At 62.1% G+C, this 25,549-nt stretch carries 25 protein-coding genes; 22 read left to right on the top strand and 3 right to left on the bottom strand.

Annotated elements, in window-relative coordinates:
• The first annotated feature begins 439 nt into the window (after window positions 1–439).
• The 7 genes from rfbF to ACTJKQ_RS09195 are packed head-to-tail and all read left to right on the top strand — an operon-like array spanning window position 440 to window position 6,599.
• Window positions 440–1,210, top strand: coding sequence for a glucose-1-phosphate cytidylyltransferase (gene rfbF, locus ACTJKQ_RS09165; RefSeq protein WP_440596647.1), 771 nt, complete (start codon window positions 440–442; stop codon window positions 1,208–1,210).
• Between the two features lie 6 nt (window positions 1,211–1,216).
• Entirely contained in the window at window positions 1,217–2,284 is a 1,068-nt protein-coding gene (rfbG, locus tag ACTJKQ_RS09170) for a CDP-glucose 4,6-dehydratase (RefSeq protein WP_440596648.1), read from the top strand.
• Window positions 2,281–2,841 (top strand): dTDP-4-dehydrorhamnose 3,5-epimerase family protein, encoded by a 561-nt coding sequence (locus ACTJKQ_RS09175; RefSeq protein ID WP_440596649.1) that lies wholly within the window; start codon window positions 2,281–2,283, stop codon window positions 2,839–2,841. The genes rfbG and ACTJKQ_RS09175 overlap by 4 nt, the downstream gene beginning before the upstream one ends.
• A complete protein-coding gene (locus tag ACTJKQ_RS09180) occupies window positions 2,838–4,079 on the top strand; it encodes a methyltransferase domain-containing protein (protein ID WP_440596650.1) in 1,242 nt (413 codons plus the stop codon). Before ACTJKQ_RS09175 ends, ACTJKQ_RS09180 begins: the two co-directional genes overlap by 4 nt.
• A gap of 54 nt (window positions 4,080–4,133) precedes the next feature.
• The gene (locus ACTJKQ_RS09185) at window positions 4,134–5,258 is read left to right on the top strand and encodes a DegT/DnrJ/EryC1/StrS family aminotransferase (RefSeq protein ID WP_056748031.1); all 1,125 of its coding nucleotides are present in this window, start codon (window positions 4,134–4,136) and stop codon (window positions 5,256–5,258) included.
• A gap of 10 nt (window positions 5,259–5,268) precedes the next feature.
• Window positions 5,269–5,919: a GNAT family N-acetyltransferase gene (locus ACTJKQ_RS09190; RefSeq protein WP_440596651.1), complete on the top strand. Its 651-nt coding sequence runs from the start codon at window positions 5,269–5,271 to the stop codon at window positions 5,917–5,919.
• Between the two features lie 32 nt (window positions 5,920–5,951).
• Window positions 5,952–6,599: a hypothetical protein gene (locus ACTJKQ_RS09195; protein WP_440596652.1), complete on the top strand. Its 648-nt coding sequence runs from the start codon at window positions 5,952–5,954 to the stop codon at window positions 6,597–6,599.
• 9 nt (window positions 6,600–6,608) lie between these two features.
• Here the strand turns inward: ACTJKQ_RS09195 and ACTJKQ_RS09200 are convergent, their stop codons facing one another.
• Both ACTJKQ_RS09200 and ACTJKQ_RS09205 read right to left on the bottom strand, forming a co-directional pair.
• Entirely contained in the window at window positions 6,609–8,807 is a 2,199-nt protein-coding gene (locus tag ACTJKQ_RS09200; protein ID WP_440596653.1) for an O-linked N-acetylglucosamine transferase, SPINDLY family protein, read from the bottom strand.
• 124 nt (window positions 8,808–8,931) lie between these two features.
• The gene (locus ACTJKQ_RS09205) at window positions 8,932–10,416 is read right to left on the bottom strand and encodes a flagellin N-terminal helical domain-containing protein (protein WP_056065719.1); all 1,485 of its coding nucleotides are present in this window, start codon (window positions 10,414–10,416) and stop codon (window positions 8,932–8,934) included.
• A gap of 321 nt (window positions 10,417–10,737) precedes the next feature.
• Here ACTJKQ_RS09205 and ACTJKQ_RS09210 point away from each other — a divergent pair, with 321 nt between their 5' ends.
• From ACTJKQ_RS09210 to ACTJKQ_RS09225, 4 genes are all read left to right on the top strand, one after another.
• Entirely contained in the window at window positions 10,738–12,234 is a 1,497-nt protein-coding gene (locus tag ACTJKQ_RS09210; protein WP_056065722.1) for a flagellin N-terminal helical domain-containing protein, read from the top strand.
• Window positions 12,235–12,435: 201 nt separating this feature from the next.
• The gene (gene fliD / locus ACTJKQ_RS09215; RefSeq protein ID WP_056065723.1) at window positions 12,436–13,869 is read left to right on the top strand and encodes a flagellar filament capping protein FliD; all 1,434 of its coding nucleotides are present in this window, start codon (window positions 12,436–12,438) and stop codon (window positions 13,867–13,869) included.
• A 69-nt stretch (window positions 13,870–13,938) separates the two neighbouring features.
• Entirely contained in the window at window positions 13,939–14,388 is a 450-nt protein-coding gene (gene fliS / locus ACTJKQ_RS09220) for a flagellar export chaperone FliS (protein WP_056065726.1), read from the top strand.
• A gap of 2 nt (window positions 14,389–14,390) precedes the next feature.
• Window positions 14,391–14,690, top strand: coding sequence for a flagellar protein FliT (locus ACTJKQ_RS09225; RefSeq protein ID WP_007860919.1), 300 nt, complete (start codon window positions 14,391–14,393; stop codon window positions 14,688–14,690).
• A gap of 329 nt (window positions 14,691–15,019) precedes the next feature.
• On the opposite strand, the gene fliE is transcribed toward ACTJKQ_RS09225, so the two are convergent.
• Window positions 15,020–15,331 (bottom strand): flagellar hook-basal body complex protein FliE, encoded by a 312-nt coding sequence (gene fliE / locus ACTJKQ_RS09230; RefSeq protein WP_056065729.1) that lies wholly within the window; start codon window positions 15,329–15,331, stop codon window positions 15,020–15,022.
• A 175-nt stretch (window positions 15,332–15,506) separates the two neighbouring features.
• Here fliE and fliF point away from each other — a divergent pair, with 175 nt between their 5' ends.
• From fliF to fliP, 11 genes are all read left to right on the top strand, one after another.
• Complete coding sequence (gene fliF, locus ACTJKQ_RS09235; protein WP_440596654.1) at window positions 15,507–17,201, top strand: flagellar basal-body MS-ring/collar protein FliF; 1,695 nt, start codon at window positions 15,507–15,509, stop codon at window positions 17,199–17,201.
• Between the two features lie 30 nt (window positions 17,202–17,231).
• On the top strand, window positions 17,232–18,227 hold the full coding sequence (gene fliG / locus ACTJKQ_RS09240) for a flagellar motor switch protein FliG (RefSeq protein WP_056065732.1): 996 nt from the start codon (window positions 17,232–17,234) through the stop codon (window positions 18,225–18,227).
• A complete protein-coding gene (locus ACTJKQ_RS09245; RefSeq protein WP_146872149.1) occupies window positions 18,214–18,954 on the top strand; it encodes a flagellar assembly protein FliH in 741 nt (246 codons plus the stop codon). Before fliG ends, ACTJKQ_RS09245 begins: the two co-directional genes overlap by 14 nt.
• A complete protein-coding gene (gene fliI / locus ACTJKQ_RS09250) occupies window positions 18,938–20,332 on the top strand; it encodes a flagellar protein export ATPase FliI (protein WP_440596655.1) in 1,395 nt (464 codons plus the stop codon). The genes ACTJKQ_RS09245 and fliI overlap by 17 nt, the downstream gene beginning before the upstream one ends.
• 21 nt (window positions 20,333–20,353) lie before the next feature.
• Window positions 20,354–20,803, top strand: coding sequence for a flagellar export protein FliJ (locus ACTJKQ_RS09255; protein WP_121941106.1), 450 nt, complete (start codon window positions 20,354–20,356; stop codon window positions 20,801–20,803).
• 857 nt (window positions 20,804–21,660) lie between these two features.
• Complete coding sequence (locus ACTJKQ_RS09260; protein ID WP_288852200.1) at window positions 21,661–22,134, top strand: flagellar hook-length control protein FliK; 474 nt, start codon at window positions 21,661–21,663, stop codon at window positions 22,132–22,134.
• A gap of 195 nt (window positions 22,135–22,329) precedes the next feature.
• A complete protein-coding gene (locus ACTJKQ_RS09265) occupies window positions 22,330–22,926 on the top strand; it encodes a flagellar basal body-associated FliL family protein (RefSeq protein WP_440596656.1) in 597 nt (198 codons plus the stop codon).
• Window positions 22,927–22,948: 22 nt separating this feature from the next.
• Window positions 22,949–23,953, top strand: a complete 1,005-nt coding sequence (fliM, locus tag ACTJKQ_RS09270) for a flagellar motor switch protein FliM (protein WP_056065744.1) — start codon at window positions 22,949–22,951, stop codon at window positions 23,951–23,953.
• Complete coding sequence (gene fliN, locus ACTJKQ_RS09275; RefSeq protein WP_015015804.1) at window positions 23,943–24,383, top strand: flagellar motor switch protein FliN; 441 nt, start codon at window positions 23,943–23,945, stop codon at window positions 24,381–24,383. The genes fliM and fliN overlap by 11 nt, the downstream gene beginning before the upstream one ends.
• 7 nt (window positions 24,384–24,390) lie before the next feature.
• On the top strand, window positions 24,391–24,756 hold the full coding sequence (locus ACTJKQ_RS09280) for a FliO/MopB family protein (RefSeq protein ID WP_440596657.1): 366 nt from the start codon (window positions 24,391–24,393) through the stop codon (window positions 24,754–24,756).
• Entirely contained in the window at window positions 24,749–25,540 is a 792-nt protein-coding gene (gene fliP, locus ACTJKQ_RS09285) for a flagellar type III secretion system pore protein FliP (RefSeq protein ID WP_440596658.1), read from the top strand. The genes ACTJKQ_RS09280 and fliP overlap by 8 nt, the downstream gene beginning before the upstream one ends.
• Window positions 25,541–25,549: the final 9 nt, after the last annotated feature.

Here is a 25,549-nt window from a genome sequence, read left to right on the forward strand (position 1 = left end):
GCACGACTGCGCTGGGGAGGGCTGCAGTCCACGGATTGACCGAAGGTTACTGCAAATGTATCGGATTGCAGAACGCGAAATGCCCCAAGAGGGCGGTCAACAGGCTGCTTCTCGGGCGAATGGACGCTGGCCGCTGCCACCGATGGGACGTTGGTGGTCTTGCGCGCGGGGATGGGAGTGTTCCGATGGCCCTCGGGTGCCCAGCAAGGGGTCTGGGCGGCCTCCCGGGGGCTGTGCATACCCAGGTTTTTGTCAAAGCGTGGCGATGCGCTGATGTTTATTGCCTATGTTGCTATCAATTTGATATTGATCGGAGTGAGCCCTTGCGCAGCGTGTCCGCCATCCGTGCGCCCACATCGCATGCAAACGCCTCATTTGGACGGTGTTTCTGCTGTGACTGGACCTTTTTGGCCGTGAGGGCCTGCACTATGCTGCGGGCATGAAAGCTGTACTGCTGGCAGGCGGGCTTGGTACCCGCATTTCGGAGGAGTCGCACCTGCGGCCCAAGCCCATGATCGAGATCGGTGGGCGGCCCATCCTCTGGCACATCATGAAGATGTACTCTGCCCACGGCGTCAATGACTTCATCATCTGCCTGGGCTACCGCGGCTACGTTATCAAGGAGTACTTCGCCAACTACTTCCTGCACATGTCCGACGTGACGTTTGACATGGCCAACAACCGCATGGAAGTGCATCATCGCCATGCCGAGCCCTGGCGGGTGACACTGGTGGACACCGGCGAAAGCACCATGACCGGCGGTCGCTTGCGCCGGGCGCAGGAATACCTGCCTGCAGGCGAGCCCTTCTGCTTTACCTATGGCGATGGCGTGGCCGACCTCGACATGACGGCCCAGTTTGCCTTCCACCGCGCCCATGGCCGCCAGGCCACGGTGACGGCCGTGCAGCCCCCGGGCCGTTATGGCGCCCTGGTGCGTGATGGCGACACCGTGGCCGGGTTCGAGGAAAAACCGCGGGGCGACGGTGGCTGGATCAATGGCGGCTTTTTTGTGCTGCAGCCTGAGGTGATCGAACTCATCGACGGCGACGCCACCAGTTGGGAGCTGGAGCCCATGGCCCGCCTGGCCACCAGCGGCCAGCTGCGCGCCTTTGAGCACACCGGCTTCTGGCAGCCCATGGACACGCTGCGCGAGAAGAATCTGCTCGAAGACCTGTGGCAATCGGGCCGCGCCCCCTGGAAGTGCTGGTAAACCACCATGCGCCCTGATCCCGACTTCTGGCGCGGCAAGCGCGTGTTGCTCACCGGCCACACCGGCTTTAAGGGCGCGTGGCTGGCCCTGTGGCTGCAACGCCTGGGCGCGCAGGTGACCGGCGTGGCGTTGCCCCCTGCTAGCGAGCCTAACCTGTTCAGCCTGGCCCAGTTGGGGCAGGGCGGCCCGGGCATGGAGAGCCATTTTTGCGACATCCGCAACGCCCCGGCCCTGGCCCTGCGCGTGCACGCCGCCCGGCCCGATGTGGTGCTGCACCTGGCCGCGCAGGCGCTGGTGCGGCCCGGCTATGCAGCGCCACTCGACACCTTTGCCACCAACGTCATGGGCACGGCGCATGTGCTGGACGCGCTGCGTGGGCTGGAGGGCGTGCGCGTGGCCGTGGTGGTCACCACCGACAAGGTCTACCGCAACCGTGAATGGGCCTACCCCTACCGCGAAGACGACCCGCTGGGCGGGCACGACCCCTACAGCGCCAGCAAGGCGGCGGCGGAGTTGGTAACCGCCAGCTACCGTGATTCCTTTCTTGCAGCCCAGGGCGTGGCTGTGGCCACCGCCCGCGCGGGCAATGTGATTGGCGGCGGCGACTGGGCGCAAGACCGCTTGCTGCCCGACGCCGTGCGCGCCTGGGAGAAGGGTGAGACCCTGCGCATCCGCCGCCCCCAGGCAACGCGTCCCTGGCAGCACGTGCTGGAGCCGCTGGCCGCCTACCTGCGCCTGGCCCAATGCTTGTGGGAATCGCCCGCACTGGCCGGTTCCTACAACTTTGGCCCACTGCCGCACGAGGCCGCTACGGTCAAAAATGTCATCGAATTAGCCTCCAGCGCATATCCTTCCGGCGCAACAAGCTATGAAAATGAGAGTGATGGTCCCCACGAAGCCGGCTGGCTCGCGCTGGAGACTGCCCACGCCCGCCAGGTGCTGGGCGTCGCCCCGCATTGGGCGCTGAACACCGCCGTGGCCCGCACCATGAACTGGTACCGACAGCACCATGGCGGCGCCGATGCGCGCGCGCTGTGCCTGGCCGACATCGACGCGTGGGAGGCCCGCCCATGAGCCGGCTGGCCCTGGCGCCGCTGCCCTTGGCGGGGTTGTTCCGTGTGCAACGCCAGCCGTTGGTGGACGAGCGCGGCTTTTTTGCGCGCTTGTTCTGCGCCGATGAACTGGCGGGCGCAGGCTGGGCGGGCCCGATCGCCCAAGTCAACCAGAGCTATACAGCCCTCCAAGGCACCGTGCGTGGCATGCACTACCAAAAGCCGCCATACGCCGAAATGAAACTGGTGACCTGCCTGCGTGGCGAGGTCTGGGACGTGGCCGTGGACCTGCGCCAGGGCTCTCCCACCTTTTTGCAGTGGCATGCCGAGCATTTATCCGCAGACAACGGCAACGCGCTGCTCATCCCGCCCGGTTTTGCCCACGGCTTCCAGACGCTGACCGACCATGCCGAGCTGCTGTATTGCCACTCTGCAGCCTATGCGCCCGCCGCCGAGGCGGGGCTGCACCCGCTCGACCCGCGTCTGACCATTGCCTGGCCGCTGCCGGTGGGGCAAATGTCGCCCCGCGACGCAGGCCAGCCCGGGATGACCGAAGAATTCGAAGGAGTGCGCCTGTGAAGTGCCGACACTGCGGCAGCCCGCTGCAATTGCCGTTTCTGGACCTGGGCAGTGCGCCCCCGTCCAACGCCTACCTGCGCGAGGCCGCCCTGCGCGCGCCCGAAACCTGGTTTCCGCTGCGCCTGTTGGTGTGCGAGACCTGCTGGCTGGTGCAGACCGAAGACCACGCCGGGCGCGAGGCGCTGTTCACCGACGACTACGCGTACTTCAGCTCGTTCTCATCGTCGTGGCTGGCCCACGCCCAAGCCTATGTCGAGGCGATGCGCGAGCGCCTGGGCCTGACCGCTGACAGCCGCGTGGTCGAGGTCGCATCGAACGACGGCTACTTGTTGCAGTACGTGCAGGCGGCCGGCATCCCCTGCTACGGCGTGGAGCCCACGGCCAGCACCGCAGCCGCGGCCCGTGCCAAGGGCATTGAGGTGGTGGAGCGCTTCTTTGGCGTGGCGCTGGCCGACGAGTTGGCCGCCGCCGACCGCCAGGCCGACCTGATCGCCGCCAACAACGTGCTGGCCCATGTGCCCGACATCAACGACTTTGTGGGCGGCTTCATGCGGCTGCTCAAGCCCCACGGCGTGGCCACCTTCGAGTTTCCGCACCTGCTGCGCATGGTGGAGGGTTGTCAGTTCGATACGGCGTACCACGAGCACTATTCGTATCTGTCGCTCACGGCGGTTCAGCGCATCTTCGTGGCCAACGGCCTGGTGGTGATCGATGTGCAGGAACTGCCCACCCACGGCGGCAGCCTGCGCGTGTTTGCCGCCCGTGCCGACACCGTGGGCCACCCCCAGGCCACGCCTGAAGGTGCTGCCCGCGTGCAGCAACTGCTGGCCACCGAGGCTGCAGCCGGCATGCTGGGGGCAGGTTTCTATTGCGATTTTCAGACCCAGGCCATACGGGTCAAGCGCGAACTGCTCACATTTTTGCTTCAATGCCAGGCCGACGGCATCATCGTGGGTGCCTATGGCGCTGCGGCCAAGGGCAACACCTTGCTCAACTTTGCGGGCGTGCGGCCCGACCTGCTGCCCTACGTGGTGGACAAGAACCCCGCCAAGCAAGGCCAATTCCTGCCGGGCAGCCACATCCCCGTGGTAAGCGAGGCGCACCTGCTCGCCCACAAGCCGCAACGTATCCTCATCCTGCCGTGGAACCTGCGGAGCGAAATCAGCTTGCAGCTGAGCGAAATACGTGAATGGGGAGGCCAGTTTGTCACGGCCATTCCTCGCCTAGAAGTCTGGTAGCCGAATACCTAGCGCTACGCCCATTTGAACCGTACACAACCGAAGGAGACCACCATGATCCCAATGTTCAAGCCCTTGATCGAACAAGAAGAAATCGATGCCAGCCGAGAGTCGCTGGAGCTGGGATGGCTCGGTATGGGCAGCTATGTGTCGGGGTTCGAGAAAAAGGTGAAAGAGATCCTGCAGGCCCCGGACCGCCATGTGGCAGCGGTGAGCACCGGCACGGCAGGCTTGCACATCGCGCTGCTGCTCGCGGGCGTGGGACCGGGGGACGAGGTGATCGTGTCGGCATTCAACTGCTCGGCCGACTACCAGGCCATCACCTGGGTGGGGGCGGACATCGTGTTCTGCGACTGCAACGACGACACGCTCGAGCTGGACCTTGTCAAGGCCGAGTCCTTGGTGGGCCCACGCACCAAGGCCATCATCGTGATGGACTACGACTGCATCATCAGCAACCATGAAGACATTGCAGCGTTCGCAGAGCGCCACAAGCTGCGCGTAATCCATGACGCGGCGCATTCATTTGGTTCCAGCTACAAAGGGCGGATGGTCGGCAGCTTTTCTGACATCTGCGTTTTCAGCCATGACCCGGTGAAAACAGTGACCTGTCTCGATGGCGGCACGATTGTTGTGCGTACGGAAGAGGAGTTGCGTCGTGTGCACGAGCTGCGTTTGCTGGGCATGCAGCAGCCTGCGGAGGTGATGTACCAGAACAAGCGTGCCTGGACTTTTGATGTCGAGCGGGTGGGATTTCGCTACCACATGCTCAACATGCACGCCGCGATCGGATTGGCGCAGCTGGGCAAGCTCGATGTGATCAAGTCGAGCCGCCAGGCAGCATCGCGCCGCTACAACGAAAAGCTGCAAGGCATTGCGCAGGTGCGCACTCCCCGTACCGATTTTGCCGAGGTCAACCCGTTTCTGTACTACATACGGGTGCCAGCAGAGCACCGCGATGCGCTGCGAGACTTCCTGAAGGAGAACGGCGTGGACACCGGCATCCACTGGCAGCCTGGGCACTGGTTCTCGCTCTGGAAGGACTGCAGGGCAGGGGACCTGTCGGTGACCGACAGCGTGGGCAAGGGCATTCTCTCGCTGCCGTTGCACTCGCGCATGCCGCTGGAAAGCGTGGACACCGTGGCTGCGCAGGTGCGCCGCTACTTTGCCCAACTCTGAAGAGGCCGCCATGAGTGCATCCACCCCTGGGCAGCAGCTTTTTGCTGCCATCAAACAGACGGCCCGTGCTGGCGAGCCTGGCCTGTTGTTGCCGGTGGGGCAGCCGCTGGCAGCGGTCGTTCGACCCATAGCCACCGTGCCTGGACACACCGATGCTGTTGATGTGCGGCTTTTGACGGAGTGGCGCAACCGCCATGTCAAATCTTTCCTGACCGAGTTTGTATCCACCCCTGAGCGTACTGCCGCCTGGCTGGCTGGAGCGGTTCACGAGAACCCCGGCAAGATGTTGTTCATGGTGGAGACCTTGGACGGCGAGCGTGTGGGGCACGTGGGCCTGGGCTTCATTGATTGGCAGCGTGGTTATGGCGAGGCCGATGCCATCGTCAGTGGAGGTTCATCCCCTCCGGGGTTGATGAAGGCCTCGTTGCTGGCGCTGATGCACTGGGCGCGCGATGCCCTCGGGCTGCAGACGCTGGCCGTGCGGGTGCGATCGGACAATCCGGCGGTCGACTTTTACCGCAAGGTGGGTTTTCAGGAGTACCAGCGAGTGCCCATCGTGGCCAGCACAGTCCCTGGCGGGGTGGACTGGAAGGAGGACCCTCATGCAGTAGGGGCCCGTGCCAGCTTGGTGTACATGCAACTGCACTTACCCCGGTTCTGAACAGGCCCTGAGGTCGTTGAAGGAGGCTGGGCATGGAAATTTTGCGAATGGACCGTGATCGGTTGCTGCGCTACGTGGTGCAGCAACTGCACTACACGCTGCCCGACGATTTCGATCCCCGCATGGACATTGATGCGTGCCTGGACGAAGCGCTTTCTCGCCTGCAGGGGTGCATCAATGCCGTCCGGCCCTGGCGGCAGGACTGCTTTGATCCGCTGCATTCCACGCAGTACTGCAGTTTTCTGTACTTTCTGGCCAATACCATCTGGCGCCGCACTGCCAGTACGGAAACTCCCACACGCCTGTTCTTGCTGAACAAGGCCTTGAACGGTATCGACCTCTTTTACGAAATTGAGATGCCGCCGGTTTTCTTCATCGGACATTCCGTCGGGATCGTCTTCGCCAAGGCAAGCTACGGCAACTATCTGGTGATCTACCAGAATTCCACCGTCGGCAAGAACCATGGGGTGGCCCCCGTGCTTGGAGAGGGCGTCATCATGTACGCGGGCACCGCCATCATTGGGGACTGTCAGGTGGGCGACGGCACGGTGTTGTCTCAAGGGGTCAGCCTGGTCAACACCCACTCACCCGGGCAGTGCACCATTTACCGTGGCGACGCCGGCAGGGTGGTTTTCAAGCCCACCCGGCGCAATGCGCTGCTCGACATTTTCCGGATCTGACATGCAGCATCAGGAGCCAGGGATGTCCATCCCCATGGCTTGCGTCGCATATTGAAGGTAAGTCACCGCGAATTCGGTGTGCCCGTGTGCATGCTCCACTTCGGCAAGGCACGCCAGAGCGACGGGATCGTGTGGGACGGCGTTGAGCACTTTTTCGGCCAGTTCGGTCACGGCAATCCAGTGGCGATCCGTGATCAAGGGGGCTGATTCGCCGATTCGCCGGGGCGGAGAGGAGGTCCGTGCTTTTTCAACCAGGTTCTGCAGGCTTTGGTGGGCTGCGTGCAGGCTGACCCGCTGGCCGGGTTTCAAGCCGACGCCCAGGACTGGGGGTTGCTCCCACTCTTGCGGGAACTGCGGTAACCAGCTCTGCATGGCCTGCTCCTGCGCCTGAGGATCGTCGGGATGCTCCATTTGAGCCAACCATTTCAGCCACATCACCCGCAGGCCTTCGCCAAAGTGCCGGCAGTAGAGGTCTTCGCGCATGAGCGCAGAGTTTTCCACTTCGCTACGCAGGTTGAGCCGAAGCGCATTGAGCGCCTGGGTATCTGCTGCCAGGCCCGCAGCAATGCGCACATAGTCGTCCGGGCTCTCTGCCAGCCACTCCTTTCGCCCCAGGTAGCTGAGCATGCCGACGCCCATGCGGCTCTTGAAACTTTCGCCCATCATGGAGACGATGGGGACCGCCATCCACAACACATCGAAGGTGGTCGTGCCGCCGGTGAGTGGAAATGGGTCCAGCGCAATATCGATGCGGTGGTAGGTCAGGTATTGGTTGTCTTGGTTGAGCGGCACCAGCTCCAGCCGCGAAGGCGGGAGCCCCAGTCCCTCGCAGCGATCGCGGTAGGCCTGCGCGAACTCGGGGCGATCGAAATTCTTGCCCTCGATCAGCAAGCGTGAATGAGGCACGGCTTCCAGGACACGCCCCCACAGTGCCAGCACTTCATCCGTCAGCTTGCCCAGGTTGTTGCAGGAGCCGAAGGTGATGAACCCGTTATCTATCGCGGGCGAGGGGCGCACCTGATAGCGGGGCTGGTAACGCCACAGGGGATTGCGGCTCATGGGCCGGTAACAGGCGAACAGCGTAGGCAACCGGTACAACTGTTCCGTGTACTGGTCATCGACGCCTGGCGGGTCGGTGATTTCGTCCGTGAACTTGTAGTCCACGGCGGTGAGCCCGGTGGTGGCCGGAAACCCCAGCCACGATACCTGCACTGGTGCAGCCTTGTGCGCCAGGATGAGCAGGCCGTTGTTGCCCGTGTGGCCCGCCAAGTCGACCAGGATGTCTATGCCTTGGGCGCGGATGGCATCGGCCTGATGCTCGGGGCTGAAGCCTGCCAGGCGCACGAAGTGGTCAACATGGCATTCCACCCGTTCTGTGACATGGTCGCCTTTGGGGAACAGGTAGAACGCATACACCTCGAATTGCCGCCGGTCCAGCTGGGCCAGCAGCCCCTCCACCGAGTACATGACGGCGTGCATGCGGAAGTCTGGTGACAGAAACCCAATCTTCAGGCGGCGCCAGGGCGAGCCCCGATGGGCCTCAAAGCTGGGCCAGTTGGGGCGCAGTGGGGGCTCAAAGACGCTGCCAAACTGGCGGGCGGCTGCAGACAGCTGCGCAGCGTTCACCTGCGGGTCCGCCAGCATGAAAAGCAGCCTGTTGGTGTAGTTTCCAGGGTCGCCGGGGCTGAGCGCGATGGCTTTCTCGCAATCCTGTACAGCCTCGCGCACCTGGCCCAACTCGCGGCGGTGAATGGCGCTTTGCATCAGGGCGCCCACTGTCAGCGGCATGGAGTCAGCCAGCCCGAGGGCTTTCTGGCTCGCATCAAATCCCTTGCTGTGCAAATTGATCAAATAGCAACACTCGGCGAGTTTGATCCATGCAACGGCTTGCTGGGGGCGCAGCTCGCAGACCTTTTCGAGATGCGGAAGTGCGTCGTAGTTGCGTGCTTGCTCAATCAGGATGTTGGCGTAGTTGATGAGCAGCTCGGCATCGCCTGGCCAGTACGCATAGGCTTGCTTGTAGGCCTTGAGAGCTGCGTCGAACTCGCGCTGCTTGTGGAGCGAGAAGCCCAGCAGGCGATGGGCGCCCAGGTGGCGGCCATTCTTGCGCAGAATTTGGCGGCACAACCGAGTCAGCGTGGGCCAGTCGGCGGCTGCGAGTGCCGCATGGAGGCGGGGATCGTCCTGGGCGGTGTTTTTGGATTGCACGTGGCTGCCGATCTACAAGCTAAGAAGCGGGGGGCGCCGCACAGTGTGCCATGTGAAAAGGGGCCCATTGGGGCCCCTTGTCGTTGCGTTGCAATTCCACTGCGCGGCGTGTGGGCTGGGTCAATTACTTGAGCAGCGACAGCACGCCTTGCGGGATTTGGTTGGCTTGAGCCACCATCGCCGTGCCGGCCTGTTGCAGGATCTGAGCCCGCGACAAGTTGGCGGTTTCTGCCGCGAAGTCGGCATCCTGGATGCGCGAGCGCGAGGCAGAGAGGTTTTCCGATGTGATCTGCAGGCTGGAAATGCTGGTTTCAAAGCGCGACTGCAAGGCGCCGAGCTTGGCGCGTTCGCCATTGATGAAGGCCAGGGCCGAGTCCACGGTCTTGAGCGCATCGGTGGCGCTGGTGAAGGTGGTCACGTCCAGGTTGGCCACGGTGTGCAGTGACGATCCACCGCTGTCCAGCTGGTTGCTGGCAGAGGTCAGGGCAAACGATTTCTCAGAGTCGAGTGTGATGTAGCCGCCGGTGGCAACGTTGTCGACCGTGGCATCGGCTGCCAAGGTCTGCGCAGTGCCGTTGCTGGCGCCTGCCGCGTCGTAGCCGGTCACGCTCACGGCGGCTGCATTGGCATTGGTGGTATCTCCCACCACGATGTTGTTGCCAGTGGCGTTGGTCAGGATGATCTGGGTGCCGTCCGAGCTCAGCGAGGCGTTGATGCCGGTTTTTGCAGATTGTTCATTGATCGCCGATACGGCAGGCGAAAGGCGGTCTGTGCCGGTGGCGGATGTCAAGGTGAACGAGATCGTGCGGGATGCGCCTACGTTGTCGCCTTCCAGCGTCAGCGAATAGGACCCGGCCGAGGCCATGCCTCCCAGGCGTACTTCGGTGCGGGCGGTTGCGGTCACGCCCGTGGTGGCTTGCAGGGAATTGATCTGATCGGCGGTGGCTTTGGCGGTGGCATTCGAATTTACCGTCATGGTGCCTGTGCCCAGGTAGCCGCTGATGGAGACCGAACCCGCTGTCACACCGTTGGATGTGGCGCCAGTCGCAGGGGCCTGTGCACCAATACCCGAGCCGTTGGAGGCGATGTTCTGGTTGTTGCCGTACACGTTGGTGCGCAGGTTGGCGGTCGCTGCCACGATGGTCTGGTTGGCATTGGCGCCCACCTGGAACTGTTGCGTACCAAAGGTGCCGTCCAGCAATTTCTGGCCGTTGAACTCGGTGGTTTGCGAAATCCGGTCCAGTTCCGCCACCAACTGGCCGACTTCCTGCTGCAGGGCCTGACGGTCGCCGGCGCTGTTGGAAGCGTTGGCCGATTGCACGGCCAGTTCGCGCACCCGCTGTAGGATGTTGCCGGCGGAGCCCATCGCACCTTCTGCCACCTGGGCCAGCGAAATTCCGTCGTTCGCATTGCGAACCGCCTGGTTCAGGCCGCGAATCTGGCTGGTGAAACGCTCGGAAATCGCCAAACCGGCTGCGTCGTCCTTGGCGCTGTTGATGCGCAGGCCCGACGACAGGCGCTGGATGGCTGAGTTGAGCGACATCTGGCTGGTGCCCAAATTTCGCTGCGCGGTGAGCGAGCTGATGTTGGTATTGATGGTTGCTGCCATGGCGAAACTCCTTAACGTCGCAAGACGGATCTGTTTGCCGGTTCAAGCGCACCCGTCCGGCTGTCAATGAGGGAACGATGGATGAATTGTGGAGATGCCGCTTTTTGGCGTTGGGGAGATAAGCGGCAAAAAAGTCGTACAACTTGCGCGTTTGACCCTCAAGTTTTCCGGCGGTGACCCGAAAACACTTACAACGGACCGTAAGCGGCCCGCCGTTCACCAGAGGCTAAAGAGCACTGGCGAACCCAGGAAGCCAGCGTGGTGCTGGCGCCCCGGCTGGCGGCAACGCCATATTCAGTCAGTTCTTTCTGGAGATTTGCAATGGCTTCCACCATCAATACCAACATCAGCTCGCTCACCGCACAGCGCAACCTGGGCATGAGCCAGACCTCGCTGAACACGTCCATCCAGCGCTTGTCGTCGGGCCTGCGCATCAACAGCGCCAAGGACGACGCAGCCGGTTTGGCGATTTCCGAGCGTTTCACCAGCCAGATTCGTGGCCTGAACCAGGCGGTTCGCAATGCCAATGACGGTATCTCCCTGGCGCAAACCGCTGAAGGTGCATTGAAGGCTTCCGGCGACATCCTGCAGCGGGTGCGTGAGCTGGCCGTGCAATCGGCCAACGCTTCCAACAGCGCCGGCGACCGTCAGGCCCTGCAACAGGAAGTCGGCCAGCTGGTGTCTGAGTTGGACCGCATTTCGCAAACCACCGAATTCAACGGTCAGAAGCTGCTGGACGGCACCTTTGGTACGCAACAGTTCCAGGTGGGCGCCAACGCCAACCAGACCATCGTGGCGGCAACGGGCAATCTGCGCACCACGGTGTACGGCAACAACCAAAACGTGGCATCGAACGGCTCGGGCATCGGTGCTCAGGCCACCGTGGCAGCGGGCGCGACGTCCAACGGCGTAGCTGCTGGCACCATTGCCATCAGCGGCTACCTGGGTACTAACAGCATTGCGGCAGGGTCGAACGCGACGGCCAAGGCAACAGCCGATCAGATCAATGGTATGAAGGCCACCACCGGTGTGACTGCCACTGCCCGCACCGAAGTGCGTTTGGGTGGCATGGCCTCGGCTGGTTCCTATTCGCTGACCTTGCAGGGCGACAATGTTGGGTCTGCTGCCGCCGTCACGGTGTCGTTCACGCTGACCTCTGCCACCGGCACCGACCGCCTGTCGGCTGCAGTGTCCGCCATCAACGACCAGGCTGCCAAGACCGGCATCAACGCTGCTCTGAGCTCGGACGGCACGCAAGTGATTCTGACCAACGCTACCGGCAACGACATCGTGGTGGGTGACACAGCCAATGCCAATGCTGCCAATGTGACCGTTACCGGCTACGATGCGGCTGGCGCCAGCAACGGTACGGCCCAGACGCTGACGGCCAACTCTGCCGCAGAAATGGTGAATACGGGCGGCTACATCGTCCTGGATTCGGAAAAGTCGTTCGCTGTGGACTCTACTAGTGCGACCCAACTGGATGACGGTGGCTCTGCATTGCAGGCTGTGGCCAACCTGGACGTGACCACGTTCAGCAACGCGACCAATGCGCTCAAGACCGTGGACTCTGCCCTGGCCTTCATCAACGGCGAGCGTGCCAAGCTCGGTGCCCTGCAGTCGCGCTTTGAAACGTCGATCAGCAACCTGCAAGTGACGTCGGAAAACCTGTCCTCCTCGCGTTCGCGTATCCTGGACGCCGACTTTGCCGCAGAAACCGCCAACCTGTCGCGCGCTCAGATCCTGCAACAGGCCGGTACGGCGATGGTGGCTCAGGCCAACCAGCTGCCGCAAGGTGTGTTGGCCCTGCTGCGTTAATAGGCAGAGGGCATGGCAGTCGGGGCGTTGCAGCGCCCTGAAGTGGCCCAGGCGGCGGCAGATTTCTGTCGCCGCCCTTTGGCTTTTTGGGACAGCGGGTGCCAGGACCGCTGGATAAGACGGGTTTCCTGGCGTGTTTACGGACGTTCTTGATCGCCGTTCGGCGCCATAATTTCCGTTGGACCAGCTCAGGAGGTTTGTATGGCAACCATTTCATCCCCAGGTGTCGGCACGAATGGACTTGATGTCAAAAACATCATCTCTCAGCTCGTCGCTCTGGAAAAAAAGCCCCTGGACACGCTCAAGCTGCAAGCGGCCACGGTCAATACCAAGATTTCCGCCTTTGGGCAGATCAAGTCGCTGGTCTCCACGCTACAGGACGCTGCTGGCAAGCTGACCAGCGTGACCGGGTGGAATGGTGTGGCCACCACGTCATCCGACTCCAAATATGTTTCCGCCACTGCCGTTGGGGGCACGCTGCCCACAACGTTCAGTGTGGAAGTCCAAAGCCTTGCCAAGGCACAGGCCACAGCGTCGGCCGCTTTGCTGCCCGTAGGTGGTGCGCTCGGGGCGGGTACGCTGCGCCTTGAATTGGGCAAGTGGAGTGTGGCGCCCGCATCGTTTACGCCTGGCAGTGGCCAGCCCGTGGACATCAGCATCAGCGCCAGCGACAAACTGTCGGATGTGGCCAGCAAGATCAACGGCGCCAATGCAGGGGTCACTGCGTCGATTCTCAGCGACGCTTCGGGCGAGCGTTTGCTGCTGCGCAGCAAGAGCACTGGTGAGGAATTCGGATTTCGACTGAGCGTGATGGAAGGTGGTGATACGGATCCCCAGAGTGCCGGCAACACCGATGCCACGGGTTTGTCCCGCCTCGTCAATGGCGCCACGGTCACACAGGCTGCCGCCAATGCCAAGGCCACGGTCAACGGGATCGCGGTGTCTTCGGCCACCAATACGTTTGCGTCCACGATTTCGGGTGTAACTTTCAAGGCCGAGCAAGTGACGACGGCTCCCATTGATATCACCGTGAGCAAGGACAACTCTGCCATCCAGTCCAACATTGATGGATTCGTGAAGGCCTACAACGCCATCAACGAATTGCTCCAAGATGCGACCAAATACGACGCAAAGACCCGTTCGGCGGGGCTTTTGCAAGGGGATTCGACCGCTGTGGCACTGCAGAACTCTCTGCGCAACGCGATCCAGTCGATCTCGACGGGTGGCGGGGCCTTCCAGCGTCTGGCAGATGTCGGCATCACGCAGCAGCTGGGCGGGAATCTGGCCGTCGACTCCACCAAGCTGAACAAGGCCCTGACTGAGAAGCCTGACGACGTGAAGAACCTGTTCCGCAACACCGGAGGCGGATCGGCCGATGGCATTGCGGTGCAACTGAAGGCGCTGACCACCAATCTGCTGGCCAACGATGGTTTCTTCAAATCCAAGGACGACACCCTGCAGCTGAGTCTCAAGCGCAATTCTCAGGACCAAACGCGCGTGAACGAAAAGGTTGACGCATTTGAAAAACGCATCACGCGGCGCTATAACGCGCTGGACAGCCAGTTGAGCAGCCTGAATGGCCTGAACGCCTATATCTCGCAGCAGGTGGCGGCCTGGAATAAATCGACGGGCTGAATAAACAGAGGCTTCAGTTTTCTTGGCGCACGCCGATAACTTAAGTAATACCTCGGAAGGATTGTCAGCATGTTCAGCGCCTACAGCCCCCGTGCAGCCAACGCTTACCAGCGCATCAACGTAGAGACCAGCATGCACACGATCGACCAGCACCAGCTGGTCAGCTTGCTGTATGAAGGTGTTCTCAACTCCATTGCCACGGCCCGAGGCGCCATGGCGCGCGGTGATGTGCTCGGCAAGGTCAATGCCATTTCCAAGGCCATCCGAATTCTGGAAGAGGGGTTGAGCACTTCGCTCGACAAGGTGGATGGCGGTGAACTGGCGGAGAACCTGGGTGCGCTTTATGACTACTGCATCCATCGCCTTACGCTGGCCAATGCCCGTAACGACGACGCCATGATGCAAGAAGTCATGCGCCTGATCGAGCCCGTGGCAACCGGGTGGAATGAAATCAAGAAATCGGGTGCCGGTGCTTCCGAAACGCCCGCCTCGGGCCAGCCGGTGCTGGTGGAGGCCTGACCATGTCTCACATGCTGATTGACTATTACAAGGCGATTGAGGACAGCAGCGCCAAGATGCTGGAGGCTGCCAAGCTCAAGGATTGGGATGGTGTGGTGCGCTATGAAGGCGCCTGTGCAGTGCTGATCGAGCAACTGCGCTTCAAGTCGCAAGAGCACGAATTGCTGCCTGAGCACCGCCGTGAGAAGACCCGCATCATGCAGCGCATCCTGCGCAACGATGCGCAGATCCGCTGCCTGGCAGAGCCCTGGCTTGCGCAGTTCGAGCATCTGTTCGAGGGGCAGCCCCAGATGATGCACTGAGTGCGGGCCGCGCAACACGCCCGGGGCTGCTGTGTGCGGCAGCGGCCTAGCGGTCAAAGATGGTTGCTTGTCAGGGCTGGGATTGCCGGATTAGCGGAGCACCCGGGTGAGGGGGGTGTCGTCCAGTGGGATGCCAAAGTGCGCGGTGCTGAACCTGTCGCTACTTCGACCGCCAAGCGTCTCTGGGTCAAAAAGATGCACTAAACGTGCCTGAGGCGCTAGTGCAGCATGTCTTTGCTGCTATCAAAAATATAGTTTCTTGTGTTGGCACAGCGCAGTGCCACACGGCTGCCCCGTTGAGAACGGGGCCTTCATACTTCGCCAGCAGCTCACACCTGCATGTTCATGATGTCGGTGTACGCCTGCACCATGCGATTGCGCACGTGCAGTGTGGCTTGAAAGCCGATTTGCGCCTTCTGGATAGCCACCATGGTCTCTTCCAGACTCACGGAGGGGTTTTCCATTTGCACCTCCTTTTGCATCTCGGAAGATTTGTTCTGTGCGGCACTCACTGACTGCAATGCGCCCTTGAGCGCGCCGGAGAAGCCGACTTCATTGCCCGTGGTTTGCGGCGCTGCAGCACGGCGCGCGACGCCAGCGCCCGTCAGCGGGGCGGTTGAGCTGGAGATGCGAAGGTCCATGGCGGTATCCGTAGGGGAATGGCGGTATGCTGCGTATCCTAGCTACCGGCCCACGATGCATCGCTCTGAATAGATGGCCAAACGGACGGCTTATCCAGCGAACATTTTGGGGGCGTGACCGAATAATCGACCCCACGCTAGGTCTGTTGCAGGGCCTGCTTTAATGGAAAGCAAGATGTCTGCTGTTGCTGAAGTCCCTCTCAATCCGCTCCCGACGCCGGCCAGTCCCAACTGGCTGCAGCGGCTGTCCGCCCTCGACCGGGCGCAGCGCATGCGGCTGGGTGCGGGCGTGGCGCTGCTGGTGGCTGCTGCCGTTGCGGCCGTCGTGATGGGGCGCCAACCCGACTACCGGGTACTGTTTTCCAATCTGGGCGACAAGGATGGCGGAGCCGTGGTGGCGCAGCTCTCCCAAATGAATGTGCCCTACAAGTATTCCGAGGGTGGCGGCGCCATCCTGATCCCAGCGGAGCGCGTGCATGACGTGCGTCTGCGACTGGCCACTCAGGGCCTGCCCAAGGGCTCCGTCGCAGGTTTTGAGCTGATGGAGTCCAACAAATTCGGGATGACGCAGTTTCAGGAGCGCCTGAACTTCCAGCGCGGGCTGGAGGGGGAGCTCACCCGGTCCATTCAAGCCTTGTCGTCCGTGCAAAGTGCCCGTGTGCACCTGGCCTTGCCCAACCAGAACGGATTTTTCCGTGAGCAGCAAAAGCCGTCGGCCTCGGTACTGGTGAGCCTGCACCCCGGCCGCATTCTGGACCGTGCCCAACTCGCGGGCATCGTGCATCTGGTGGCTTCCAGCGTGCCGGAACTGGCGCCGTCGGCCGTGAGTGTGCTGGATGACACGGGCAAGCTGCTGTCCCAATCTCCCGACAGCACGGCCGGTGCTGAAATCAATGCCCAGCAGCTCTTGTATGTGCAGCAGCTGGAGCAGCAGTATTCGCGCCGCATCATGGGCATTCTGGAGCCCGTGGTCGGCCGTGACAACGTCAAGGCACAGGTGACGGCTGAGGTGGACTTCTCCCAGACCGAGTCCACCTCCGAGCAATTCCGCCCCAACCAGACGCCAGACTCCAGCGCCGTACGCAGCCAGCAGGTGCTGGAAAGCCGTGGCAGCGCGACGAAGACCGCCACGGGTGTGCCCGGTGCGGTTGCCAATCAGCCTCCCGCTCCGTCTGCAGCGCCCATCAATGGCGCCAACCCTGCGCCCAACGCGGGCGGCCAACAGGGGACTGAGGAGCAGTCCAACAAGCGCGAGTCCACCACCAACTATGAAGTGGACAAGACGGTGAAAGTGGTCCGTGGCAGTACAGGCGCAGTCAAGCGGCTGAGTGCTGCGGTCGTGGTCAACTACCAGTCGGCCGAGGACAAGGGCAAGACCGTGACCAAGGCGCTGACGCCCGAGCAGATCGAGCAGATGACGGCGCTGGTGCGTGAAACCATTGGCTTCAATCGCGAACGCGGTGATTCGGTGAATCTGATGAATACGCCGTTCCAGGTGACTGCAGTGCCCACCACAGACACCCCGCTTTGGAAGCAGCCTGAGGTGGTTGATCTGGCCAAGACCTTTGCCTGGCCCGTAGGTGCGGTTCTGTTTGCTGCCCTGGTGCTGATGGGACTGGTGCGTCCTGCGCTCAAGGGCCCAGCGCCGGCCAAGGCCGGTGCCGCCAAGCCGGTGGCAGGTGGACAGCTGGACGCGCTGGAGGCAGAAACACCCGAGCGCCCGGCATTGGCAGCGCCCGCCCGCAAGGACGAAGTGTTGCCCGCGACCCCCGAGCAGCTGCGCCTGGAAGATGCGCGTACGCTGGCCAAGGAGAATCCGGTCGCGGTCGCCAATATTCTCAAGACCTGGCTGAACGGCGAGCCCGTTTAGTCGCCGCTACCGATTGCACGGACCACGACCATGGACGACCAAGGACTCCACGATGCCGCCATCATGCTGATGTCCCTCGGCGAGGAAGAGGCGGCCGAGGTGTTCAAGCATTTCTCGCCCAAAGAGGTGCAGAAGCTGGGCGAGACCATCGCGCGCATGCGCTCGGTGTCGCGCGAAAAGGTGGACGAGGTCATCAACAAATTCTCCAACGCGGCCGCAGCGCAAAGCCTGTTGGTATCCGACACCGGCAATTACGTGCGCGCTGTGCTCAAGCGCGCGCTCGGCGATGACAAGGCGGGACTGCTGATCGACCGGATCTTGCAGGGCGGAGATGTCTCGGGCATTGAGAGTCTCAAGTGGATGGATCCGCTGTCAGTGGCTGAACTGCTGCGTAACGAGCACCCGCAGATCGTTGCTGCCATCCTGGTACATCTGGACAGCGACCAGGCCTCGGGCATCCTGATGCACCTGACGGATCGCCAGCGTAGCGAAATTCTGTTGCGTGTGGCCACGCTCGAAGGTATCCAGCCGACAGCCCTCAAGGACCTGAACGAAGTGCTTTTCAAGGTGCTGGCGGGCGGGGACAAGATCCGCAAGAGTTCGCTGGGCGGCGTCAAGGCTGCCGCAGAGATCATCAACTTGCTGGGCGGCAACATGGACGCCGTGGTGCTCGAATCCATCCGGGGCTACGACCCTGACCTGGCGCAGAAGATCATGGACAAGATGTTCGTGTTCGAGGATGTTCTCAAGCTGGACGACAAGGCCATTCAAACGGTACTCAAGGAAGTGGCATCCGAAACCCTCATCGTGGCTCTCAAGGGCGCAGTGCCCGAACTGCGCGAAAAATTCCTTTCCAACATGTCTTCGCGTGCAGCCGACGCGCTGCGCGAAGACCTCGAATCGCGCGGCCCGATGCGGCTGTCCGAGGTCGAGGCGCAGCAGAAGGAAATCCTCAAGACGGTGCGTCGCCTGTCTGACGAAGGCCAGATCGTGATCGGAGGCGGTGGTGATGATGCCTTCGTCTAACCAGCGGTCCTATTCGCGGTTCATTCCCAGCGAGGAAGTCGGCGACTTCAAGCAGTGGAAGTTTGCCGCCGTAGACGGCTCCGATCTGGTCGAGCCAGAGCCCGAGCCGGAACCTGTGGCGGAGCTGCCCGTCGAGCTGGATGAAGCGGCACAGCAGGCGCTTGTCCAGCAGGCTTGCGACGATGCGTATGCAGAGGGCTTTGCCCAAGGGCAGGCGCAGACGGCGCTCGAGTGGCAGCGCCGCATGGATGAATACATTGCCCAGCAGGGACAAGAGGCGGCACAGCGCATGCAAAGCGTGCTGCAGACACTGGAAGCCAGCCTGATCGACATGCAGCAGCACATGGCGCAGCAGGTGCTGGAGCTGGCGTGTGACATCGCGCGCCAGGTGGTGCGCCAGGAACTGTCGGTCAATCCCAATGCCTTGTTGCCGGTGGTGCGGGAGGCCGTGGGCATGCTGGTCACGGAAGGGCGGCCAGCCACCGTCCGGCTCAATCCGGAGGATATGGAGGCCATGGCCCAGCCTCTGCGCGAAGAGATCAACGCGCCTGGCGTGCAGTGGATGGCGGATGCCGCTGTGCCTGCTGGCGGCTGCATGGTGGAGTCGGCGGGCACGGTCGTTGATGGCAGCATCGACAAACGGTGGCAGCGTGCCATTGCGTCGCTGGGGCTGCAGTCACCCTGGGACGACGAGACGCTTGGGGATGGCGATGACCGTCGACCTTGACTCTGCCTGGACCCGCTTCATGGACGACGCGCGCGAGCGCGTGGCCGAAGGCGCGCCGTTGGAGACGCGGGGTACGCTGACCCGACTGACGGGACTGGTGCTGGAGGCGGTGGGGATCCGCGTGCCTGTGGGGTCGCAGTGCATGGTGCAAATGCCAGGGCACGCGCCGGTGTTGGCTGAGGTCGTCGGGTTTTCTGCCGACCGTGCGTTTTTGATGCCGGCGGGCGATATCCATGGGCTGTCCAGTGGCGCGAGTGTGGTGCCGGCTGCGCCATATATCCCCACGCCCAGCTTGGGCGAGCCTCCACGGCCCGTACAACGCGCCGGGGTGCTTCGTTTGCCCATGGGCGACGGCTTGTTGGGTCGCGTGGTGGATGCGCAAGGCCTGCCCCTCGACCATGGTGGACCGGTGCAGGATGTCGTGTCGGAGCCCATGGGGCGGCGGCAGATCAATGCCATGGATCGGGATCCGGTGCGTGAGCCCTTGGATACTGGCGTGCGCGCCATCAATGCCTTGCTGACCGTGGGGCGGGGTCAGCGTCTGGGGCTGTTTGCAGGCTCCGGGGTGGGTAAGAGTGTGCTGCTGGGCATGATGGCACGCTACACCCAGGCCGATGTGATTGTGGTGGGGCTCATTGGGGAGCGGGGGCGCGAAGTCAAGGAGTTTGTCGAAGACATCCTGGGCGAGGAAGGCCGCGCACGGTCCGTGGTGGTGGCTGCACCTGCCGACGCGCCGCCGTTGTTGCGCATGCAGGGGGCGGCCTACGCGACTGCGGTGGCGGAGCATTTTCGCGACAAAGGGCAGCATGTGCTGCTGCTCATGGATTCACTGACCCGCTATGCAATGGCGCAGCGGGAAATTGCCCTGGCCATCGGCGAGCCGCCAGCAACCAAAGGGTATCCGCCGTCCTGTTTTGCAAAGCTGCCGCAGCTGGTCGAGCGCAGCGGCAACGGCCTGCATGGTGTCGGCTCAATCACAGCGTTTTATACGGTGCTATCGGAAGGTGATGACCAGCAGGACCCGATCGCGGATGCTGCCCGTGCCATTCTGGATGGGCACATTGTGTTGTCGCGTGCCCTGGCTGAGACCGGGCATTTCCCGGCCATCGACATTGAGCAATCGGCATCGCGGGTGATGCACAACGTGGTGTCTCGCGGGCATTTTGACTTGGCGCGGCGGTTTCGTGCGGTGTATTCGCGTTACCAGAAGAGCCGGGATCTGGTGCAGGTGGGGGCCTATATGAGCGGCTCCGACCCAGCATTGGATGAGGCTATCCGCCTGCAGCCACAGATGGCGGGTTTTCTGCAGCAGGACATGTACGAGGCGGCCTCCATGGACCACAGCGTAGCCGCCATGGCGGCGGTGCTGGACCATTGACGGCGGACAAGGGAAGCCATCATGTCCAACCTTAGCGCCCTCTCTGTCGCCGTCGAAGTGGCCTCTCGCAAGCGGGACGATGCCCGCAAGGTGCTGCAGGACACGCTGGCTGCCGAGCAGGCAGCACGTGCCCAGCTCGATCAGCTGGAAGACTACGCCCGTGAAACCGAGTCACGCTGGGGCATGAAGGCAGATACGGCCATGCAGCCCGAAGTGATGTACCACCACTACCACTTCATGGACAGGCTGGGTCATGCGGCCAGCATCCAGACCAGTGTGGTGGGTGACCAGTCTGCGCGGGTGCAAGCTGCCCAGCGTGCTCTGTTAGATGCAGAGCTGCGTTTGGCCAGTCTGCGTAAGGTGGTAGACAAGCGACGCAACGACCTCGCTCTGCAGCAACAGCGCAGAGACCAAAAACAGACCGATGAACGCGCCGCGCTGCAGTATCGCAACGCGGGCCAGGAGAATTGAACATGGAACCGACCAAAGTAGCCTCCTCGCAGGGCACCCAGCCCGCCCACACGACTCGCGCCAAATCATCGGCCCAGCCTGCTGTCGCAGACGCTAGCGATCCTGCGGCTGGTGGTGGTTTTTTGGCTTTGCTGGCGGCGTTGGGGGGCGAGGTGGAGGAGGGGGGCGTACTGGGCTCGGCAGGATCGGCTGTTCTCTCTGCGGACGGCCTTCCTGGCGTCGGATCCACGGCTGTAGACGCCTCTGCGGTGGCTGCATGGCAAGGGTTATTGGGCATGGCTTCGGCCAATGTCGCTCCTCCGGCCTCCACAGGCACTGACGGTGGTTCGCGCCTCGCTACCGCTTTGGGTGCGGGGGGGGCGTCTCCAGTAGGTTTTGGGGGCGAGTGGACGCCATTTGGCCGTACCCAAGGCTTGGTGGCAGAGACGGCGATGTTGGACTCTGCTGCAGACATTAAGGATGCGCAACCTTTGGGCGCGACGTCCATGGCTGGTCGTACATTCTCTCGGTTGCAGAACGTCGCGGCGCTCCGCACTGGGCTTTCAGGTTCGGGGGACGTCAGTTTGGGGCAAGGCACGGTTGGCGAGTTGAAACCTCATTCAATGGGACACACTCCGGCGGCCGCTGCGCTTTCACAGGCGATGACTGAGCGCTCTGCCCAGGCCGCATCGACTGGGGCTCAATCTTCTGAGCGCGTGGGCGGGCTGTCATCCGCAGCTACTGGCTTCGAAGGAGTCACGCATCTTGCCGATGGTCTGTTGACAGCCGGCGCTTCTGCACGGACGCCCGAATTCGCTGCTGGTGGGCACTCTGCCGGTGAGAACCCGGGAAATGGGGGGGCATGGTCTGAGAGCGCATTGGGCGCATCTCCTGTGGAGTCCAGTAACTTCACCGATGCAACGGTCTTTGCAGACCCTAACGCCTTGGGTGCAGAAGAGCAGGTGGCCGAACAGGTGGCCTACTGGGTGAACCAGAAGACCCAGAACGCGGAGTTGACGCTGCAGCGTGATGGTCAGCCGGTGGAGGTGTCGGTGTCTCTGTCGGGCAACGAAGCGCACGTTTCATTCCGCAGCGACCAGCAGCAGACGCGGGAGCTGCTGGACCAGAGCATGGCGCAGTTGAGTGATCTGTTGCGCAGTGAGGGTTTGGTGTTGTCTGGCATGTCGGTGGGCACATCGGCACGCGACAGTGCCGGTGGTGGCGAGGCGGGGCAACAGCGACCTCGCGACGGGGCACGCCAGGCGCAGGTGGTATCTGCCGTGCCTGCTGGCACAGCCTCGCTGGCGCGTGGTGGTGGGGCGACAGACCGGGCCGTGGACGTCTTCGTCTGATTCTGCGGGGTGATGTGGGCGGTCGGTAGTTCTGCTCCCGTCTCCGCAGTCTAGGCGAGCGCGGTGAATGCCATGGTTTTGGGCTTTTATTCTGGCTATTATTGGTTACACCCCCGACCCATAATGGGCTAACAGTTTGTGCTTTCACTTTGATAGCGTCTGTTCTGCCTGTTCCCTATCGCAAGGAATTCCATTGTGTCAGCCAATACTCCCGCAGCAGCCGCACCCGCCAAAAGCAAGAAGATGCTGTTGATCATCATCGGCGTGGTGGTGGCTGTGCTAGTGATCGGAGGGGGCGCAGCAGCATGGTACATCTCCAGTCGGTCGCATGCCGCTGAGGACGAAGAGGGCGGCGGTGCACCTGCGGCTCACAAGGAGGCGCCCAAGGTAGCCCCCACCTTCCTGCCCCTGGAAAACATGGTGGTCAATCTGGCTGATCCTGGCGGTGATCGCTTTGCGCAGATCGGCATTACGTTGGAGCTGGAGGATGCAAAGACTGCAGAACAGGTCAAGCAGTACCTGCCGTCGATCCGCAGTGGAATCCTGATGCTGGTGTCGCAACGCACGTCCACAGAGCTGCTGCAGCGCGAGGGCAAGGAAAAGCTCGCTACCGACGTCTTGCGCGAAGTCTCGCGCCCTCTGGGCTACTCGGTGCCGTCAGAGCGTGAGCGTGCAAAGGCTGCCGCCGCCGCTGAGCAGGACGGAGATGCAGAGGAACGCCCCGCCGCGCGCAAGCGCACAGAGCGCAATCCTGTGCGCAAGGTGCTCTTTTCGAGCTTCATCATCCAATGAGCCAGCCGGGTAAGGACCAGCCATGAGTGATTCATTTCTTTCGCAGGAAGAGGTTGATGCCCTTCTGGAAGGGGTCACTGGCGAGAGCCAGAAGTCCGTTGAGGAAGTGGCTGAGGCGGGGTCGGTACGCAATTACGACATCTCCAGCCAGGAGCGCATTGTCCGTGGCCGCATGCCGACGATGGAAATCGTCAACGAGCGGTTTGCACGCAACTTCCGCATCGGACTCTTCAACTTCATCCGCCGCAGTCCTGAAATTTCGGTGGGGACCGTGTCGGTGCAACGCTACAGTGCTTTCCTGCGAGAGCTGGCGGTGCCGACGAACTTCAACATCGTGGCGATCCGCCCCCTGCGAGGCAGCGGACTCATCGTCTGTGAGCCTTCGCTGGTCTTCGGCATCATTGACACCCTCTATGGTGGGGTCGGTAAGTTCCAGACCCGCATTGAGGGGCGTGATTTTTCGCCTACCGAGCAGCGTGTCATCAACCGGCTCGTAGATGTGATCTGCGCGGAGTACAAGAAGGCGTGGCAGGGGATCTATCCGCTGGAGCTGGAATACCAGCGCTCGGAAATGCAACCCCAGTTCGCCAACATTGCTACGCCCAGCGAGATCGTGGTGTCCACGGCCTTTCAGCTGGAAATTGGCGACCTGTCGGGCGCCATCCATATATGCATGCCTTATGCAACGCTGGAGCCGATCCGCGATGTACTGTATTCGTCCACGCAGGGCGATTCCATTGAGGTGGACCGCCGCTGGGTGAATGTGCTCAAGCGTGAAATCCAATCCGCAGAGGTTACGCTGGTGGCGGAGCTGGCGAAGGCCGATGCCACCGTAGAGCAACTGCTGGCCATGAAGCCGGGTGACTTCATCGAACTGGACCGCGAGCCCCGTATCCGTGCATCGATCGGAGGGGTTCCTATTTTTGAATGCCAGTATGGAACCCACAATTCCAAGTACGCCATCCGCATTGAAGAGTGCCTGCGCACTTCGGACATGAGTTGGCTGGGAGAGAAAAATGGCAACTGAAGAAGATAACAAGGACGCAGGCGCGGACGACCCGTTTGCGGGTTGGGCCGAGGCGCTCGAAGAGCAGAAGCGGACGGACGAAAAACCGGCGGACGCAGAGCAGGGAGGGCCACTTTCCGGCGAGCCCGTGCGACCATTTTCCGGTGCTGCGGGCGGTGATACCGTCAACGACATCAACATGGTGCTGGACATTCCGGTGCAGCTGTCGGTGGAGTTGGGGCGCACCAAAGTGCCCATCAAGTACATCCTTCAACTGGCACAAGGTTCGGTGGTGGAGCTGGATGCACTGGCAGGCGAGCCCATGGACGTGCTGGTCAATGGCTACCTTATCGCCCAAGGCGAAGTGGTGGTGGTCAATGACAAGTTTGGTATCCGCCTGACCGATGTGGTCACGCCGTCAGAACGTTTGCGGCGGGTGAGCCGTGGATAGTGGGAGCATGACCCAGACGCTGCTGGTCGTGGTGCTTTTTGTGGGCGCCATGGCTTTGCTTCCCTGGGCTGTGCGCCGGCTGCAGCAGCGCCAGTCCTCGGGGACGCTGGCTGCCGGGGTGGCGTCACGCGTGGTGTCTGCAGTGGCCGTCGGCCCTCAACAGCGGGTAGTGACGGTGGAAGTCGGCCCTGAACATGCGCGTACTTGGCTGGTGCTGGGCGTCACCGCTCAACAGGTCAGTTGCCTCCACGTGCTACCAGTGGCGGCCAAGGGGGCTGGGGACGCCGTGAACGTTTCACTCCCGACAGAACCATCGTTTGCTCACGAGATGCGAGCTGCGTCCGCTGATTCTGGAAAGCCCGCGCATGTCTGAGCACACATCCTTGCTTCCAAGGCGCGTAGCGCGGACAGCTGGGCGTGCTTTGCCTTGGGCCGTCGCTGTTGCCAGCGTGGTGGCGCATGGCTCCGCTTGGGCTCAAAGTCCGGGCGCATTGCCACTGGTTGTTGGCAGTGGGCCATCTGGCGCCAGCTACTCGGTACCCATTCAGACACTGCTGTTTTTCACGGCGTTGTCTTTTTTGCCCGCTGTGCTGCTGATGATGACGGGCTTTACACGGATTGTGATTGTGCTGTCCTTGCTGCGTCAGGCCTTGGGGACGCAATCGGCTCCTCCCAATCAGGTCATCATCGGGCTGTCACTGTTCCTGACTTTTTTTGTCATGGGCCCGACGCTGGACCGTGTGTACCAGGACGCTTACGTTCCCTATACCAACAACACCATCAGCTTCGAACAGGCGCTGGACAGGGCAGAGGCGCCGATGCGCAGCTTCATGCTCAAGCAGACGCGGCAATCTGACTTTGCGCTGTTTTCCAGGCTGGCACGTCTTGATCCCAAAGTGACTGCTGAGACGGCGCCCATCCGTGTGCTGGTGCCGGCCTTTGTGACCAGCGAGCTCAAATCGGCGTTTCAGATCGGGTTCATGATTTTCATCCCGTTTCTTGTCATCGACATGGTGGTGTCCAGCATCCTCATGTCCCTGGGCATGATGATGTTGTCCCCGGTGTTGGTGGCATTGCCGTTCAAGCTGATGCTGTTTGTGCTGGCAGACGGCTGGAACCTGCTGATCGGCTCATTGGCCGCCAGCTTCGTCACCTAGAGGATTCCG

Origin of the sequence: Acidovorax sp. 22279 (genome assembly GCF_052045435.1) — a bacterium.
Lineage (GTDB): Bacteria > Pseudomonadota > Gammaproteobacteria > Burkholderiales > Burkholderiaceae_C > Acidovorax > Acidovorax delafieldii.